Genomic DNA, 17,054 nt, shown 5'->3' with positions numbered 1-17,054 from the left:
TTTACTCTCTTTCTTCTTACTCCCTCTACTCCGTTTTTAAACTTTTTGCCGGATTCATCAGGGCCGATTTGATGCTTTGAAAACTGACTGTCAACAGCGCGATGCCGATGGCCAGTAAACTTGCCCAGACAAACGCCCGCCAATCGATGTCAATCCTATAGGCGAAGCGTTGCAGCCACCGACTCATGACGTACCAGGTAGGCGGGATGGCGGCCACAATGGCGATGAGCACCAGTTTTATAAAGTCTTTGGAAAGCAGGCTTACCAGTTGAGCCACCGAAGCGCCCAGCACTTTCCGGATTCCGATTTCCTTGATACGTTGCTCAGCGGAGAAGGCAACCAGACCGAACAGGCCAAGACAAGCAATAAGAATGGTTAAGAAAGAAAACCAGCTGAGCAGGGTCGTGCCTTTCTTCTCCTGCTCGTATTGCTTATCGAAACTCGTGTCCAGAAACGAAGCTTCAAACGGATAATCCGGAATAAGGGCTGTCCAGGCCGACCGAACCAGTGCTACGTCCGAAGGCTTCAGCCGAACCAGTACATTGAACGGATTGTCGGTTTGATAATACAAAAGGAGGGGCTCGATCTGGTTATGAAGCGATGCGAAATGATAGTCGCTCACAACACCGATCACCCGCTGGTTCAGTGAATCATGCGCGGCCGTCTTTACAATCTTGCCAACGGCCTGATCCATCGGCCAGCCCATCCAGTGGACAAAACGTTCGTTGACAATAACGGCGTGTTTTTTGTCACCGGGCCGATTGGGATTGAACGTACGGCCGGCTCTGAGCTTGATTTGCAGCAGGTTCAGATAGTCTTCGTCGATGTGGGCGGAAAAGACCAGCTGCTCGGTTCGCTGGCCCCCCGTTTCTTTGATGACACTCGCTTTAGCTTCGTTTGTGATGGGGTTTAATCCCAGCGATACGGCGTCGATGCGGCTGTTTTGCGCTAGTGTCGCTTTCAGCACCGCCATCTTTTTGCGGATCGTTTCGTCGGCCGGGACGTTCACAACCAAAACCTGCTCCTTCGTGAACCCCGGATCTTTACTGCGGAGGTAATGCGTTTGCTGTCGGACCACCAGCGTGCTGCCGATCAGCATTACCGACATGGCGAATTGCAGGACAACCAGCGATTTCCGGGCCAACTGACGCCCTGCCCCCTGCGATTGCCCTCTCAACAGGCTCACCGGCTGAGCTGACGACAGAAATAGGGCTGGGTACAGTCCAGTCAAGGCACTCACTACGATCAGCAGGCATACGCCACCGGCTATGAGCGACCAGTCAGGCAGGCCCACGGGAATGGCCGTGAGCTGCTCAACTAAAGGCCGAACGCTGAGCATTACGCCCAGCGATACAATCAGGCTGAAGCCCATGACCAACAACGCTTCGCCCAGAAACTGGCCCAGTAACTGCCGTCTGGCGGCTCCTGCTACTTTCCGAATGCCGATCTCTTTCTGGCGTTTAGTGGCCTGAACCACGTACAGATTCATGTAGTTGATACAGGCTACGAGCAGAATAAATACGGCTACGACGGCGGAAATGGCCAGATACCCTCGATTACCTTTAGGCGTATCGTCAAACAGACCGTCGACGAAGTGTAGCTCGGTCAGCGGTTGCAGCTGATGATCAATCCTGATGTCGTTGCCCAGTCCTAGTGCTTTAATGCGGGGTGCTACCTGAATCCGGTCGAATTGCGTCAGCTTTTTACGAAAGCTTTCGGCGGGCGTTTGATCGGCGAGAACTACGTACGTAAAACAGGACGTATCGAACACCTCTTCGGCGCTGGCTGGCGTATCCTGCCAGGACAGTAAAATGGTAAACGTTAAGTCTGTGTTTGCAGGAAAATCTTCTAATACGCCGGTGATTGTATACGGTTGCTTGTTCAACTGCAGGACTTTTCCAGTCGGATCGGCCGCACCAAAGTATTTTTTCGCTACTTGCCGGGTCACTACCGCGCTGTTGGGCCGATCTAAAGCGGTTTTGCTGCCGGAGAGCAAGCGGTACGAAAACACCTCAAACAGACTTTTGTCGACCTGGTACACATCGCCTTCATTAATCAGTTGACTGCCATGACGGATCGTTGCCACAGGAACCGACTTGAACCGAACCATCTTCAATACGTCCGGGTAGGTTTGCTGCAGGCGGGGACCCAAGTCAGCACTTGATACGGCGAGACCATCATCCGAGCCGGTCATTTTGAATCGGGTGATCACGCGGTAGATCGAATCGGCCCGCTCGTGAAACCGGTCGAAGGTAAGTTCGTTCCAGACGTACAGGCTGATCAGCCAGCAGGCGGCCATGCTGATCGATAGTCCCGCGATGTTAATAGCGGTATAAAGCCGGTTCTTAACCAGAGTGCGCCAGGCAATTTTGAGGTAGTTCGTAAGCATAAAGTCCGTACCTGATTCGGAGGCCAAGGTACGGACATTGCTTACAGACAGGCTGTTAAAAAACGTTAAGCCTTGTAAACGGCTTAAGTCGTTCTATTTTAACACCACCCACGTATTGACGGAGTTGGCTGGACCTTCGAGCCAGATTTTATAAAAGGACGATGGCCTGTCGGCGATTGATACGCTGAATTGCTGCTGGCTAAGGGGCGCTTTGCCAACCAGTTGATACGTGTCTTTCCCGCCCGTTTCAAATTGATTAGTCGTGGATAGCCAGACATTGACCGTACCGGACGAAGCCAACGCTTTCCAGCTAACTTGCAGCGCATTGTTGCTGAGAGTAGCCTGTGGGCCTGCCAGTGAAACAGGACCGATAAGTGGCACGCCATCCACTTCCTGCGCTACGTCTTTGGGCATCCGGATGCGCATGAAGCGGGCAATGGTAGGCATCAGGTCCACAATGCCCGGCTCAACCTGCTGGCCGTACGCGTTGAGTCCAGGCTGGTTCGAGACCACCCAGGTAGTACGTTCGCGATCCGACTGCCCACCGTGGTTGAGTCCCGTTTTGGCATCGCGGCCGTGGTCGGTGGTAATGACGAGCAGCCAATCTTCCGCAACCTGTTGCTGACGCTGCTGTAGTACGCGGCTCAGCCGACCAATCTGCGCGTCCATTTTCTCAACGGCAGTGTGCATTTGTGGGCTGTCGCCGTACTTGTGCCCGATGTCGTCGGTGTACTCGAGATACACCCACGACAGATCGGGTGCCTGTTTGCTTAAGCAGGCAACGGCCTCGTCGATGACCCGGTTATCAATTCGGTTCATGAACGACCGTTCCTTATCGTGCCGAAAATTAACCGTGTCCAGTTCGTAGCCGTCGGCATAGTAATCGATTTTTAGCTTGTTGGTCTGCGCCAGACCATCACCAACGAGTTTTGTCCGATTGTCGAGCCAACTGCTGAACACGGCTGTTTTCTTATTCGGAAACTGATTCTTAAGCAGGCGAAAAAGGGTAGGGTAGTGGTAGTTGGGTGCTTTGATCGCGTTGTCCCAGACATTGTGTTTGTTAACCCAGGTACCCGTCAGCAGGCTGTTGTAACCCACCGCCGATATGGTTGGCGTTTGGGAATACGTTCCTTTCTGACCACCTACGTACGCCCGTTTATAGAAGCCAACCTTAGCCAGGCTATCCAGATGGGGCGTTGGCACCTTTTCGACCACATCCGCCGGAATACCGTCGACAATAACAAAGACAGCTTTAGGCGTCCGGTTTTGAGCCAGCAGCGGTAGCTGAATAACAGCCGTCAGTAAGGCGAGGGCAAAGCGAGGGTTCACGATAGTAGGCAAGTGAATGAAGACGTCTGGCCGCAAAAGTAACGGATCGCGCTCACCTTGTTGAAACGGATGCGTTAAGCATTCGTTTCAACAAGGTGTACTGTTCAGACTACGGATACAGCAAATACTTTTTTCGCATTGTCTTATAGGCTGACAAACCCGGCTCCCAGCTTTGGCGAATCTCTTTTTCAGATTTTCCCGCAATGATCTGCTTTTTGAGGTTTTCGGTGCCCGCCAGCTTGTCGAAGTTATTAATCTCCTTGCTCTGGCTCATATCGAAGAACCGCGCTTTATCAGGGTAGGCTTTGTACAGTTCCATGAGCCATTGCAGGTTGAGCTGCCGGGTTTTGCGCAGGATACTGGTGTCGTACTTCCGCAGGTCAAGTCCATAGCAATCTGTGTCCTGATGCAGGGGCGCTTCTTTCATGCCTTTGATGCTGATGGGCCGGAATGAGAAGGCGTATTTACCTTTCAGAGCCGGTGCTCCCAACACGGTAAACGGCATATACGTACCGCGACCCTGGCTGATAATCGTACCTTCGAACAGGCAGACGCTGGGATACAGCAGGATAGATTGGGGCGTGTTCAGATTCGGCGAAGGGGGCACGGGTAATACGTAGGGCGTATCGTGGGTATAGTTCGCTACTTTAATGATTTTCAGTTTACAGGAATTCTTGGGTATGTCCCAGCCCTCGCCGTTGATCATCTGCGCAAATTCGCCGATGGTCATGCCGTGCGTAATCGGAATTCTGTGCATGCCAATCCCCGAATGCAGATGATCTTCCAGGATGGGACCGTCGACAATGAAGCCGTTTGGATTAGGCCGGTCCAGAATCAGGAGCTCTTTCTTATTCTCGGCGCAGGCTTCCATAATGTGGTTCAGCGTGTTGATATAGGTATAAAACCGCGCGCCTACGTCCTGAATGTCGAAAATCAGCAGGTCAATCTTGTCGAGCTGTTCTTTTGTTGGCTTACGGTTTTTGCCGTAGAGCGAAATAATGGGAATACCGGTTTTCGCGTCTACTTCATCGGCCACTTTGGCTCCATTGCTGGCGTTGCCGCGAAAACCGTGTTCAGGTCCAAACACCATCACAATGTTCACGCCCAGGCTTTGCAGGCTGTCTACGCTGGGTTTGTTGCCAATGATGGAAGTGGGATTGACAACCATCCCAATGCGTTTTCCTTTCAGATAAGGCAGGTAAGCTGACACCTGATCAGCTCCCGTCATGAGTTTGGTGGCGGTAACCGGTCGCCCAGTGTGGCTGCCCGTTGAGGACGGAACGGGAGTTAGTGGCGAAACATCCAAACGGTTGGTAAGGCTGAAAGCGCCCAGGATGAATGGGAGAACAACAAGAGAAAACGATTTCATATAGACTAATTCAGCAGTAAGATGGCAAGTTGCCCAGAAAAGCGATTGCGTGCAACAGGTAACGTAAAGCACGAACCAATTCAACTTAGGCAACGGTAATGAATTCAAGGCATACCCGCTTAAGCGGGTATGCCTTGAATTCATAGTCTGCAACGTACTGCTAATGGCCTGCTACTTGCTGGGTAGCCGTGCTGACCAGGCGTAGCCGTAGTAAACGTAACTGACGATTCAGGTCGCGGATTTTTTCCTGGTACTGTTGATACGCTGACGGATTGTACTGTTTCAATCCACTGCGCGGACCGTACCATTTAACCAGGGCATTTCGGCGACCACGTAACTGGTCATACAGTTGAGCGTACTCGTTCATGATTCTAGTAGGTGTTGTTTATGTTCAAGCCAACAGGCCGCCCGCCCCGACATTTCCAAATAAGAACTTGCCGACAGCAAATGGCAGGTTGGGCTTCTGCCATAAAAGATGCTATACATCGAAGAAGGGTTGCAGCGGGTTCCGCCAGAATATCATTTTCTGTTCCAACAGATCTAGACAAATAGCGATGGCTGGCCCGGCTACTCGCTTTGTAAGCTCTTCACCGGATTCATTCGGGCTGCTTTTATACTCTGGTAGCTCACGGTCAGAAAAGCGATCGTAATCGCCAGCAGGCCAGCGAGTCCAAATAGCCACCACGATAGCGCCTGGTGATAGGCAAACGTACGCAGCCACTGGCTCAGCGCCCACCACGCCAGCGGTACGGCCAGCACGAGCGCTACAAACACAAGTAGCAAAAAATCTTTGGAGAGTAGCCCGACAATGCTGGTAATGCTGGCACCCAGTACCTTGCGCACGCCAATCTCCTTAGTCCGCTGCTCGGCGGTGAATGCGGCCAGCCCGAACAATCCCAGACAAGAAATAAGAATGGCCAGCACACCGAAGTAGTTGATTAATGTGCTTACCTGCTGTTCGCTACGATATAACTTTTCGTACTCCTCGTCCAGGAAATGGTAATTAAACGGATAGTCGGGCGTGAACTCTTTCGAGATCCTGGCCAGATCGGCGAGGGCCTGCTGCGTCTGACCGGCACGCGTTTTAACAAGCAAATAACTTGTATTCAAATAATTGAAGCAAAGAAGTAAGGGTTTGATTGGCTCATGAAGTGATTGTAAATGGAAATCTTTCATTACGCCAACGATCCGCCCTTTTCCCATCCAGAACTGCACTTCTTTACCAACTGGATTCTGCATGCCCGGCCGGTCCGCCGGTGCGGTGGATTCGCTCATTAGTCTGGCCGTGGCTTCATTGATGATATAATTCGCGGAGTCGGCGGGGCTATCGGCTCTGAAATCGCGGCCGTCAGCCAGTTTAATGTTCATGGTTTTTGTAAAGTTACTGCCTACGAACATGGCCTGCACACTCGTTGACAGGTTCGGGTCTTTGCCTGGCCAGGTCAGGTCGCCCGACGAAGACTGAATGTTTACCGGTAAGGAGCCTGCTGTCGTTGCCGACGCGATTGATGGAAGCCGCATTATTTCCTGCTGGAGGGCGTCAAATTTTTTAGTCTCGCTGATGCCTTCAATAGGCCAGTACAGCACGTTTTCTCGGTCGAGGCCCAAACTCTTGTCGCGCAGGTACTGCATCTGACGACCGACGGCCAGCATACCCACAATCAGGAAAATAGACATTGAAAACTGGAATACAACCAGCGTGCGCCGAAACAGAGCGGGGCCCATACCGGTTTGTAGTCGGAACGCCGAACCGCCACCTTTCAGAATCTTGATCGGTTGCAGAGACGACAGGAACAAGGCCGGATAACTGCCCGATATAAAGCCCGTAACCAGCACTAGTCCCGACAAAAGCAGCCAAAGGGTAGGCTCGGCCAGATTGAGGGCTAATTGTTTCTCGAATACCGTATTGAAGGTGGGCAGGACAAGCCATACTAAGCCTACCGCCAGGACAACCGCCATGAGACTGGTGAGTATGGCTTCGCTCATGAACTGACCAATGAGCGACGAGCGGAGCGCCCCCACCACTTTGCGAACGCCTACCTCGCGTGCCCGGGTTGCGGAACGGGCGGTGGACAGGTTCATGAAATTGATGCAGGCAATTAACAGAATAAACAGGGCAACAAGGGCAAAAACACGAACATATTCGATACGCCCACCTTCCGGCCGACCGTTCTTGTACTCACCGTACAGGTGCAGATCGGTGATAGCCTGCAAAGTTGGCCGACCGCTGTCAAAATTCTTCCCGGCCCGGCGTGGGTAAATGTCCTTCATCGCGGCTTCGGCCTGCCCCAGCGTTACGTGTGGCTTCAGTCGTACAAAGGTCTGGAAAGATACATTGCCCCATGTTTTCATCCAATCCTGTTCCTGGACTTTCCAATTAACCAACCAATCGAACTGTAAGGACGAGTTAGACGGCAGGTCTTCAATTACAGCACCGACTACGTAAAATTTATCACTGTTGAGTTGCAGTATTTTTCCTACGGCCTGGCCGTTCGGGAAAAACTTCCCGGCCACCTTCTGCGTAATAACAATTTGGTTAGTTTGCGCCAGAGCGGCTTTCGGATTGCCTTGCACGGTGGGCAAATCAAATACGCCAAAGAAGTCGCTGGTCGCGTAATGGCCTTTCTCCTTGGCCGCTTTATCACCGACCTTGATCAGGTATTCTGGCCCGTAGTTGATTTTCGTGACGGCGGCTACCTCCGGTACGTCCTGCGCGATAGCCTCCTGTAAAGGGCCGGGTGTCGCCCAGTTTGTAACAATATCGCCTGTAGTTGGATTGGCAAAATTAACGCGTACATAACCGATGTTTTCGGCGTTGGGCAGGAAACGGTTGTAACTCAGTTCGTCTTGCACCCACAGGCCAATCAGCAATGCGCAGGCCATACCCAACGCCAGGCCGGATACGTTGATGAATGAGTAAACCTTGTTTTTAGACAAGCTTCGAAAAGCAATTTTAAGATAGTTGCGTAGCATATCAGTACGAGCAGGTTTTGAATAGTGGTCTGGTTGCCTTTTGTAAAAGAATGGGGTGAGATAATGCAGCACAGCCCAGGCATATTCGCGCCGGGCGCGGGCCAGACCTACTTGCTTGATCCGTTTGGAAAAGACCTCCTGCAAGTCACCTTGCAGGTCTTCCAGCAGATGCGGAGCTACGAACCATCCGAGCAGGCGGTCAGCCCAGCGCGGTGGCCGGCGATCCGGTCCGATGTTTCGGGGAGTTTCATGAGCCATAGTCTCGGTCCATCAACCAATGAGTTGCAGCTTGCCTTGTGGAATTGCCTGCCACAGTCGTTGGCGCATCTCCTGAATCTCCAGCAGAGCCCGGCTGCCCAAGGCCGTTACGGTGAAAAAGCGTTTGCGTCGCCCACCCCGTTCGGCTGTCGCACCACCCATCTGCGACGATAGATAGCCTTTTTCTTCCAACCGATAGAGCGTAGCGTGTACGGCGCTGATCGTAATGTTACGGCCCGTTTGCTCCTGTAGCTGCTCCCAAATAATGACACCGTAAGCGTCTTCCGTGCAGGCTGCCACCACCAGTAATACCACTTCTTCAAACTCGCCGAGAAAGGTTCGCTTCATGTGCCGCGTGTCCAGAGTGATTAGTTGTAATTATGCAAATCAAATGAGATGCCAAAAGCAGAAAAGTGCATCAGCACTCAAAGAAGGGCTATCCGAGTGGTACCGATGATGGGAACACTGTCCAGAAACGGACAAAATCTGTTCGCTTCTGGACAGCGTTCCATGATAGGGAGGTTTGGATGAGTTAATAGATTTGCATTGTATGTTTTCTCGTTGGCTCAGCGGTTTGGGGCTGGATTGATCCTGAGTCCGGAAAAATCACCGCTTAGCCCATCGGCCCACAAGCCGATCAACCCATCCGATCGTTGATTGAGTAACTCGACAGTCAGCGAGGGGGTAGAGTCATGGTTGATAAAAACGCTGACGGTAGTATCCGTGATCTTTAGCGTACAATGAAACCAGTCGTCGGCTCGTGGTACGGGATGGACCGTACGCTCGTACTTCAGGGGCAAATCTTTCCGGAGTTGCGGCCAGCCATGATCGGGCATACTCATGTACTGAACCGACCAGTTTCGCCGGAGCGTATCGGGATGCCGGAAATTAAACGGACGGAAATATACCACATCGTACGTGAGTGTATCAACTCCGTGAAAGGCAATGCCCAGGAAACTTTGCAGAAACACATCCTTGCCGCGTAGATCAACCTCAATCGTTCCCTGCTTAAAATTAACTCCTTTTAACCACACAATTCCTTTGGCCGATACGCCCGGATGTGCCTTGTCGTTCAGCACCTGTATTTCGTTGGCGGGCGTGGTGATGAGTTGCTTCTCCCGGAGCATAAGGGGGAGGTTATAAGCGGTCTGAGCCGTTGCCGTTAAGAGGCTACTGAAGAACAGAAGTGTAAAAATCAGCACTATACTACGTTGTTGGAAGTGCATGTTTATTCGATAAAAAAAGTTGTTTCAAGGTTTCATAAGGATCTACTTACAGTCGATCGGTTAAGGAGTCGGCGTGATGGTAAGATTAGCAAAATCACCCCCGGAGCCGTTGCCGACCCAAAGGCCAAGCTGCCCGCTGCCCGTCTGGACAAGTCGCTCGATCACCAGCGCCGGAGTAGTGTTTTGATTGACGTAAACCCGCATATTGGGCGACTTAATTTCTACTCGCACGTGGAACCAGCCGTTGGGATCAGGAGGGGAAGTCAGAGCGGCTTCGTACTTGTCTGGAAAATCAGTGCGAAGCTTCTGCCAGGTGTACGTGGGGTGGGCTATGTACTGCACGGCGTGGACGCGCCGGATGGGATCGGTGCTGCGAAAGTTGAAGGGGCGGAAATAAATGGCTTCGTAGGTTTTGTCGTCCTGCCCATGAAAGGCGATCCCCACGAAGCTTTGCTGGAGGACATCTTTACCCCGAACATCGAACTCGAGAGTTCCGTTTGCCAACTGAGCGTCGGGTATCCAGACTACGCCTTCGCCGGACCGTTCATTGATTCGGATACCTTTCCGGCTACCTTCCGTTAGGGCCGTTGCCGTGCGGTTAACGGCGGCTTTGGGGTTGTTGGCCAGAAGGGTCAGGTCAGGCGAAACAGGAGTAGGCGTTTGGGCTAAACTATGGCCGTTTATCAACAGGCTAAGCAGTGTATACAGTAGGATTGGCACGTTCTGGGTTTGTTTCATTACTTACGTGATCGATTGAGAGAGACAGATCTGAAGAGTAAACGACCGTAAACGTAGCCGTTGCTTTCAATGACTCCCAATCAATCGTGTTCAAGTGTTGTGCAAGTTGTGCCAAATCGATAAGTAGCTACTAAACAGGAATATGGTCGTAAAGATGAATACGGATAGTCTGGCTCGTTGCCGCCATCAGATCGAGCAGGTCAGCGGTCTGGGCGCAGCCGAAGGATGGTCGACCGCCGACTTTGAGCGATTGAGTGACGCCATTCTGGCCAGGACCGGCGCTTGCCTGAGTGTAACGACGCTAAAGCGAGTGTGGGGTAAAGTCCGCTACGATTCCTCACCCACAACAACGACCCTAAACGTACTGGTGCAGTATCTGGGCTATCCAAACTGGCACGACTTTCAGCAGCAGAGTGATCAGCCCAAACCCGTAGCGACTAGTTCTTCGCCACCAGGCACTGATTTCCCATCAACTCGCACCGGATCGCGTCGGCTATGGAGCCGGGTTGTTCTGGCTGTGATTGGAATTGGACTGGCCGGACTATTGGCTTTAATACTGGCATCGCCTAAACACGAGCCACTGTCACCCGAGGATTTTTCGTTCCGTAGCCGTCCGGTCACGCAGGGAATTCCAAACTCCGTAGTGTTCGATTATGACGCGACCGCTTCACCCACTGATTCCGTGTTTATCCAGCAGTCCTGGGACCCAACCCGGCGTCGGCTTGTGTCGCGCACCGGCCATCAGCATACATCGATTTACTACCATCCGGGCTACTTCCGGGCTAAACTGGTGGTGGGCAAACAGATTGTTCGGGAACACGATCTGCTCATCCGCTCAAATGGCTGGCACATTGCCGTGTTGCAGGAGCCGGTGCCTGTCTATTTTAGGGCTAGTGATCTAATCCAACAAGGAAAACTTAGCTTACCTGCGTCGCGTATCGAAGCCAATCACATAGCCATGCAGCCCCGGCCGCCCGTCGTGCGGTATCGATATATCCGGGAGCTGCCGGGATTGCGTTCCGATAACTTTATCATGGAAACCCGGCTTCGTCATGATTACCGGTCTGGAGCCGCAGCCTGTCAGCAGACGCGCCTGATGATCCATGGCAAAGGAGTAATGTTTTTTATACCGCTGTCGGCCAATGGGTGTATCTCGGATCTGTCGCTGGGTTTAGCGGGCCATCAGGTAGACGGACGCAATACGGATCTGTCGGCCTTTGGCGTTGACTTTTCGGATTGGGTGGACCTGCGTTGCGAGGTAATCAACAAACAGGCGCGCATCTGGGTAAACGGGCGGCTGGCCTACCAGGCAACCCTTCCGTCGGCTCCGGTCGATCTGGTTGGTATTACGTATGATTTTACGGGAACGGGTTCGGTTGCGTATTGCCGATTCCGCCGACCGGATGGCTCAGTGGTGTTTGCTGATGCATTTGATCGAGCCATCCAGTAAGACAGCGGATTGCAACCCAGCCTTGTATATTTTATTCAGACCGCAGGCTCCTGACCGGATTTGTCAAAGCCGCTTTGATGGCCTGAAAGCTTACCGTCAGTAACGTAATGACCAACGCACCAGCACCCGCCAGGGCAAAAATCCACCACGACAATTCGGTACGGTATTGGTAGTTCTGGAGCCAGCCCGATAGGACGTAATAAGACAGGGGGGCCGCCAGACAAAACGCCACCAGAATCAACAGCACAAATTCTTTCGAGAGTAATCCCCACACGTTGAACACCGACGCGCCGAGCACCTTGCGAATCCCGATTTCCTTAGTGCGTTGCTCCGCTATAAACGACGCTAAGCCAAACAGACCCAGGCAACTAATCAGAATGGCCAGGATAGCAAATCCACCCGCCAAGCGGCCGATACGTTCTTCTGTACCGAATTTTTGGGCATACTTGTCATCCACGAATTTGTAGTCGAAGGGCGAATCGGGGCTATACGTTTTGAAAATTTGTTCTACCCTGGCCAGAGCCTCATGAGCTGATAATTGCGGAGCTAAACGTATATTTATAGTATTGACATTGGCATATTCGACGGCGAAAAAAGACGGATTAACCGGTTTGAACGGATCTTCTTTTACCATGTCTTTAATAACGCCAATCACCTTGTATTCGCGGCTTGTCGAACCCCGTCGAACGAGTTCGCCAATTGGGTTTTTGAATCCCATCAGCCTGACAGCTGCTTCATTTAAAATAACCGAAGCCGTGTCCGTGGAATAGGCTCTGGAAAAATCCCGCCCTTCCTTGATCTGCCAGTCGACCGTTTTGCCGTAGTCGTGCGTTACGTAATTTGTCATGACCAGTGGTTTACTGCCCGCCTTTTTACCTTTCCACGAAATATCGGTTGTGCCACCAGCCTGTTCGGTTATTGAATTCGAGGATTCCGACATACCGGCTACGGCTCCTGTACTGAGCAGGTCATTTCGTAGGGCGTCATAGTGCCCGTAGAGTTCAGGGGCATTCATTCCGATTTCGATCAATCCACTGCGGCTGTAGCCCACCGGTCGGTCTTTGGCGTATTCGATCTGCCGAAACACGATGATGGTGCCGATGATGAGCGTGACCGAAACCGTAAACTGAAAACCAACCAGCAGCCGCCGGGGAATCGTGGCCGAGCGATTCGTGCGGATAGCACCTTTGAGTACTTTAATGGGCTGGAACGCAGACAAATACAACGCCGGATAACTCCCGGCAATTAAACCCGTCAGCAGACTGAACCCCAGTCCAGCCAGCCAGAACAAGGGGTTAGCCCACAAAATGATCATTTTCTTGTCAGCTACCTGATTGAAGAAGGGAATCGTAAGCTGTACGAACAGAATGGACAGCACGAAGGCTAGTAGGGCCATCAGCAGCGATTCGCTCAGGAACTGCGCAATCAGTTGGCTTTGAAACGAGCCAATCGCCTTCCGAATCCCAACTTCCTTGGCCCGTTTTTCGGAGCGGGCTGTACTCAGGTTCATGAAATTGATGCAGGCCAGCAGTAATACAATGACGCCAATGCTACCGAACAGCCATACAAACGTAATGAGCCCGCCTGTATTGACACCATCTTTAAAATCGGCGTACAGGTGCCATTTGCTCATCGGGTGCAGAAAGAACTCGGGTTTATAACCAGGCGGATTGTCCCGCTTCATCCGGATATCCCTGATCTTCGCCGATACCTGGTCGAAATCGGCACCGGGTTTGAGCTGGACAAAGATCTGGTACGAGTTTGAGTCCCATTCATTCTGGTCGAGTCTGGCGTTTTTATCGTTAGCCGCAAAGAATTTCCAGGGGACCAGAAATGTTACGTCATTAAATGTGCTATTGGCCGGGAAGTCTTCATAAACGCCTGCAACCTTTACTGTCTGCCGGTTGTCCAGTTTTATCAGCTTATTGAGCGGATTTTCGGAGCCAAACATCGTGCTGGCGAGCGATTTCGATAGTAGGATAGAATTAATATCATTGGGGCCGAAGCGGGTACCTGACACTACGTTCAGCGACAGCATATCGATGAAGTCAGGTTCAACGTAATTGCCCAGTTTTAACAGTTTCCGATCTCCGGTCGCTAGTATTGCGTTACGGGTTACGGCTATTCCAACAGATTCGAAATCAGGGTATTTGCTGCGTAGTTCCTGCGCCAGCGGAATCGGCATTGCATCGTAGGAGGCTTTTTCTACGTCGAACTTGACAAACTGCCAGAGTTTGGCCAGCCGGTCATAATTTTTGAACTGCTTGTTGAATGACAACTCGTCATAAATCCAGAGACCAATGAGCATCGCGACGGCCATACCTGAAGCCAGCCCAAACATATTAATGAAGGAGTACACCCGGTTCTTGGCCAGGTTGCGGAAGGCAATAGTTAAATAATTGCGAATCATGTCTGTATTTGTTGGATTAGGGTATTGCACGTAAGCCGGACCGTTTGGTTGTCGTTTAATAAACTGGGGCCGCATCAGGCTCAGCACATCCCGAGCGTACCGCCACCGCGCCCGGCGCAGGCCCTCCTCCCGCACTCGCTGCTGAAACAGCTCATCCAGATCGCCTTCCAGTTCATCAAGAAGATGCGGAGCGCAGAACCAGCGCAGCAGGCGTTGGGCTAAGGACGGAGGGGTAGGCGCTGAGCTCATGTGATTACTCGCTACGTAACGATTTTACTGGATCCACTAAAGCCGCTTTAATGGCCTGGTAACTGACGGTGAGCAGCACAATCAGAAGGGCGAAGGACAAGGTTAATGTAAATACGCCGATGCCGATATTTATGCGGTACGTATAGCCTTGTAGCCATTTCTGCATAGCATACCAGCCAATCGGTGCTCCTATGATAAAAGCTACTACGGTTAGATAGATAAACTCTTTGGTCAGGAGCTGCACAATACTGGTTACGGAAGCTCCTAAGGTTTTCCGAATGCCAATTTCTTTCGTCCGTTGTTGGGCGGTGTAGGCAGCCAGGCCAAATAAGCCTAAACAGGCGATAAAGATGGTCAGCCCGGAAAAAAGACTGGTCAGCGTACCAACACGTTGTTCGTCAGCGAACTTGGCTTTGTACGACTCGTCGGCAAACGTATAGTCAAATGGATAGGCTGGATTATACTTCTTAAAGATTGCTTCGGTAATCTCCAGGTTTCTGGCCAGCGAGTTAGCCGGATTCAACCGAATGCTCGTCCAGCCGAGGCCAATCGAACTACCTGGGCCCGTAACAACCACGGGATTCACAGGATCGTAAGGTGAGGCAAATACAAAGTCCTTTACCACACCAACTATATGCCAGTCGCGATCATGAAAGTGAATACGTGTTCCGATCGGGAGTTCCAACTGCATGGTTCTAACGGCCGTTTCGTTCAGTATGACAGTGGTAGAATCTGTTGGATACCGACGAACGTCAATTTCCCGACCTGACAGCAACGAGGTACCTGTTGTCTTCAGGAAGTTTGCATCGGTTCCGAACCGGTCAAACTCGATATCTTTATCGGCTTTGGTGCTGCCGGGCCACGAAAGGCCCCACTGGCGAGAATTGATATCGGTAAGAGGGCCCATTGATCGGCTAACCGAAACCGCGGCTCCGCTGCGGACCAGATCCTGCTGTAACGCGTCGTAGTGCGAGGATATGTCGCCGTGTAGAAAGGTGAACAACAGGTTGTTTTGATTGTATCCACTTTCCCGATTTTGACCGTACCGAATTTGTTGCTGAATAACCAGCGTAGCTATAATGAGGACAATGGCAAACGTAAACTGAAGAACGACCAGTCCTTTTCGGGGCGAAAACGTAGCCGCAACGGGCTGGAACGTTCCTTTCAGCACACGTATTGGCTGGAAGTTCGCGAGATAAAAGGCCGGGTAACTTCCTGCCAGCAAACCCGTAAACAATACGAACCCAAGCGCCGTGAGCCAGAAGCCAAATGAGCTAAACGGTAACGAAAGCTGTTTACCCGTTACGGTATTAAACATGGGCATACAAAACGCAATGAGCAACAAGGCCACGAGGCCAGCCAAAAAAGTGAGCAGCACCGATTCACTGATGAACTGAAAAATTAGGGACTGCTTCTGGGCTCCGGCTACTTTTCGGATGCCAACTTCCTTCGCTCGTTTTTCACTACGAGCCGTGCTCAAATTGATGAAGTTGACAGCAGCAATGAGCAGAATGAACGCGGCTATGAGTCCAAACAAACGAACGGTAACAATTTTGCCGTCGACCAGGTACCCGTTTTCCTGCTCCGAATACAGATGCCATTTACTGGCTGGGTGAAGGAAAATCTGCCGGTTCGACACATCATCCAGAACGCCTTTAAGACGCTGAGCCGTAACGTGCCTGATTTTGTTGTCGGCGACCACCGGGTCTACCTTATCCTTCAGCAGAACGAACGTATACTCATTGTTCGAAGCCCAGTCGTCGGAACCCCAGCCTAATGACACGAAATAGGTGTAGGGGAGCAGGTAGGCTACATTACTGAATCGCGAGTTGTTGGGCAGGTCATCCAGAACACCAGTTACCGAAAAGCTATTCTTATGGTCAACCTGAATGGTTTTACCCAACGCCTGAACCGTTCCAAACAGTTTTTCGGCCAGCGATTTAGTAATAACAATGCCAGCGGGCTCAGAGAGAGACATCCGGGCATTGCCCGCAATGAATGGTAAATCGAATAAATTCAGGAAGGCAGGATCCGTAAACGCGCCGTCGATACTCAGGTTTTTGTCATTGGCGGTTAAAATAAACGCAGTCGGCCGATACCGGGCCGCATCTTCGACATCGGCGTAGTCTTGCTTCAGTACCGGCGCTAAAGGGCGTGGGGTCGTTTCCCAGGCTTGTGTGGTACCACTAAACTTATCGCGGTTGTATACCTGAAAGAGCCGATCGGTTTTGTTGTAGAATCGGTCGTATGTCAATTCACTTTGTACCCACAGGATGATCAACGCGGAAGCGGCCATGCCTACCGTCAGGCCGGCAATGTTGATAAACGCATAACTTTTAGCGCGGGCCAGGTTGCGAAAAGCGATAGTAAGGTAGCTACGAATCATGTCTGTATTTGTTGGATTAGGGTATTGCACGTAAGCCGGACCGTTTGGTTGTCGTTTAATAAACTGGGGCCGCATCAGGCTCAGCACATCCCGAGCGTACCGCCACCGCGCCCGGCGCAGGCCCTCCTCCCGCACTCGCTGCTGAAACAGCTCATCCAGATCGCCCTCCAGCTCATCAAGAAGATGCGGAGCGCAGAACCAGCGCAGCAGGCGTTGGGCTAAGCGAGGTCCGTCGTAATGGGGCAAGCCGGGGTGTTGGGGGGTGGAGGGCATACGC

At 51.8% G+C, this 17,054-nt stretch carries 11 protein-coding genes; 1 reads left to right on the top strand and 10 read right to left on the bottom strand.

Going from position 1 to position 17,054, the window contains the following annotated elements; all coding sequences use genetic code 11:
- Window positions 1-25: 25 nt before the first annotated feature.
- The 8 genes from ACYVBJ_RS23740 to ACYVBJ_RS23705 all read right to left on the bottom strand — a co-directional run bounded on the left by ACYVBJ_RS23740 (window position 26) and on the right by ACYVBJ_RS23705 (window position 10,282).
- Window positions 26-2,389 (bottom strand): ABC transporter permease, encoded by a 2,364-nt coding sequence (locus ACYVBJ_RS23740; protein WP_460984778.1) that lies wholly within the window; start codon window positions 2,387-2,389, stop codon window positions 26-28.
- Between the two features lie 93 nt (window positions 2,390-2,482).
- Entirely contained in the window at window positions 2,483-3,718 is a 1,236-nt protein-coding gene (locus tag ACYVBJ_RS23735) for an alkaline phosphatase family protein (RefSeq protein ID WP_460984777.1), read from the bottom strand.
- A 109-nt stretch (window positions 3,719-3,827) separates the two neighbouring features.
- Complete coding sequence (locus tag ACYVBJ_RS23730; RefSeq protein WP_460984776.1) at window positions 3,828-5,087, bottom strand: exo-beta-N-acetylmuramidase NamZ family protein; 1,260 nt, start codon at window positions 5,085-5,087, stop codon at window positions 3,828-3,830.
- A gap of 160 nt (window positions 5,088-5,247) precedes the next feature.
- Window positions 5,248-5,454: a hypothetical protein gene (locus ACYVBJ_RS23725; RefSeq protein WP_460984775.1), complete on the bottom strand. Its 207-nt coding sequence runs from the start codon at window positions 5,452-5,454 to the stop codon at window positions 5,248-5,250.
- A gap of 200 nt (window positions 5,455-5,654) precedes the next feature.
- Window positions 5,655-8,318: an ABC transporter permease gene (locus tag ACYVBJ_RS23720; RefSeq protein WP_460984774.1), complete on the bottom strand. Its 2,664-nt coding sequence runs from the start codon at window positions 8,316-8,318 to the stop codon at window positions 5,655-5,657.
- Window positions 8,319-8,330: 12 nt separating this feature from the next.
- Window positions 8,331-8,666: a PadR family transcriptional regulator gene (locus tag ACYVBJ_RS23715; protein WP_460975302.1), complete on the bottom strand. Its 336-nt coding sequence runs from the start codon at window positions 8,664-8,666 to the stop codon at window positions 8,331-8,333.
- A 218-nt stretch (window positions 8,667-8,884) separates the two neighbouring features.
- Complete coding sequence (locus tag ACYVBJ_RS23710) at window positions 8,885-9,544, bottom strand: hypothetical protein (protein ID WP_460984773.1); 660 nt, start codon at window positions 9,542-9,544, stop codon at window positions 8,885-8,887.
- A gap of 60 nt (window positions 9,545-9,604) precedes the next feature.
- A complete protein-coding gene (locus ACYVBJ_RS23705) occupies window positions 9,605-10,282 on the bottom strand; it encodes a hypothetical protein (protein ID WP_460984772.1) in 678 nt (225 codons plus the stop codon).
- Window positions 10,283-10,424: 142 nt separating this feature from the next.
- On the opposite strand from ACYVBJ_RS23705, the gene ACYVBJ_RS23700 reads away from it, so the two are divergent.
- A complete protein-coding gene (locus ACYVBJ_RS23700; protein WP_460984771.1) occupies window positions 10,425-11,732 on the top strand; it encodes a hypothetical protein in 1,308 nt (435 codons plus the stop codon).
- 31 nt (window positions 11,733-11,763) lie between these two features.
- Here ACYVBJ_RS23700 and ACYVBJ_RS23695 read toward each other — a convergent pair whose 3' ends face one another.
- A complete protein-coding gene (locus ACYVBJ_RS23695) occupies window positions 11,764-14,391 on the bottom strand; it encodes an ABC transporter permease (protein WP_460984770.1) in 2,628 nt (875 codons plus the stop codon).
- A gap of 4 nt (window positions 14,392-14,395) precedes the next feature.
- A complete protein-coding gene (locus tag ACYVBJ_RS23690; protein ID WP_460984769.1) occupies window positions 14,396-17,050 on the bottom strand; it encodes an ABC transporter permease in 2,655 nt (884 codons plus the stop codon).
- Between the last annotated feature and the right edge of the window lie 4 nt (window positions 17,051-17,054).

Source organism: Spirosoma fluminis (genome assembly GCF_054778895.1).
This window is presented reverse-complemented; position numbering and strand designations above follow the sequence as displayed.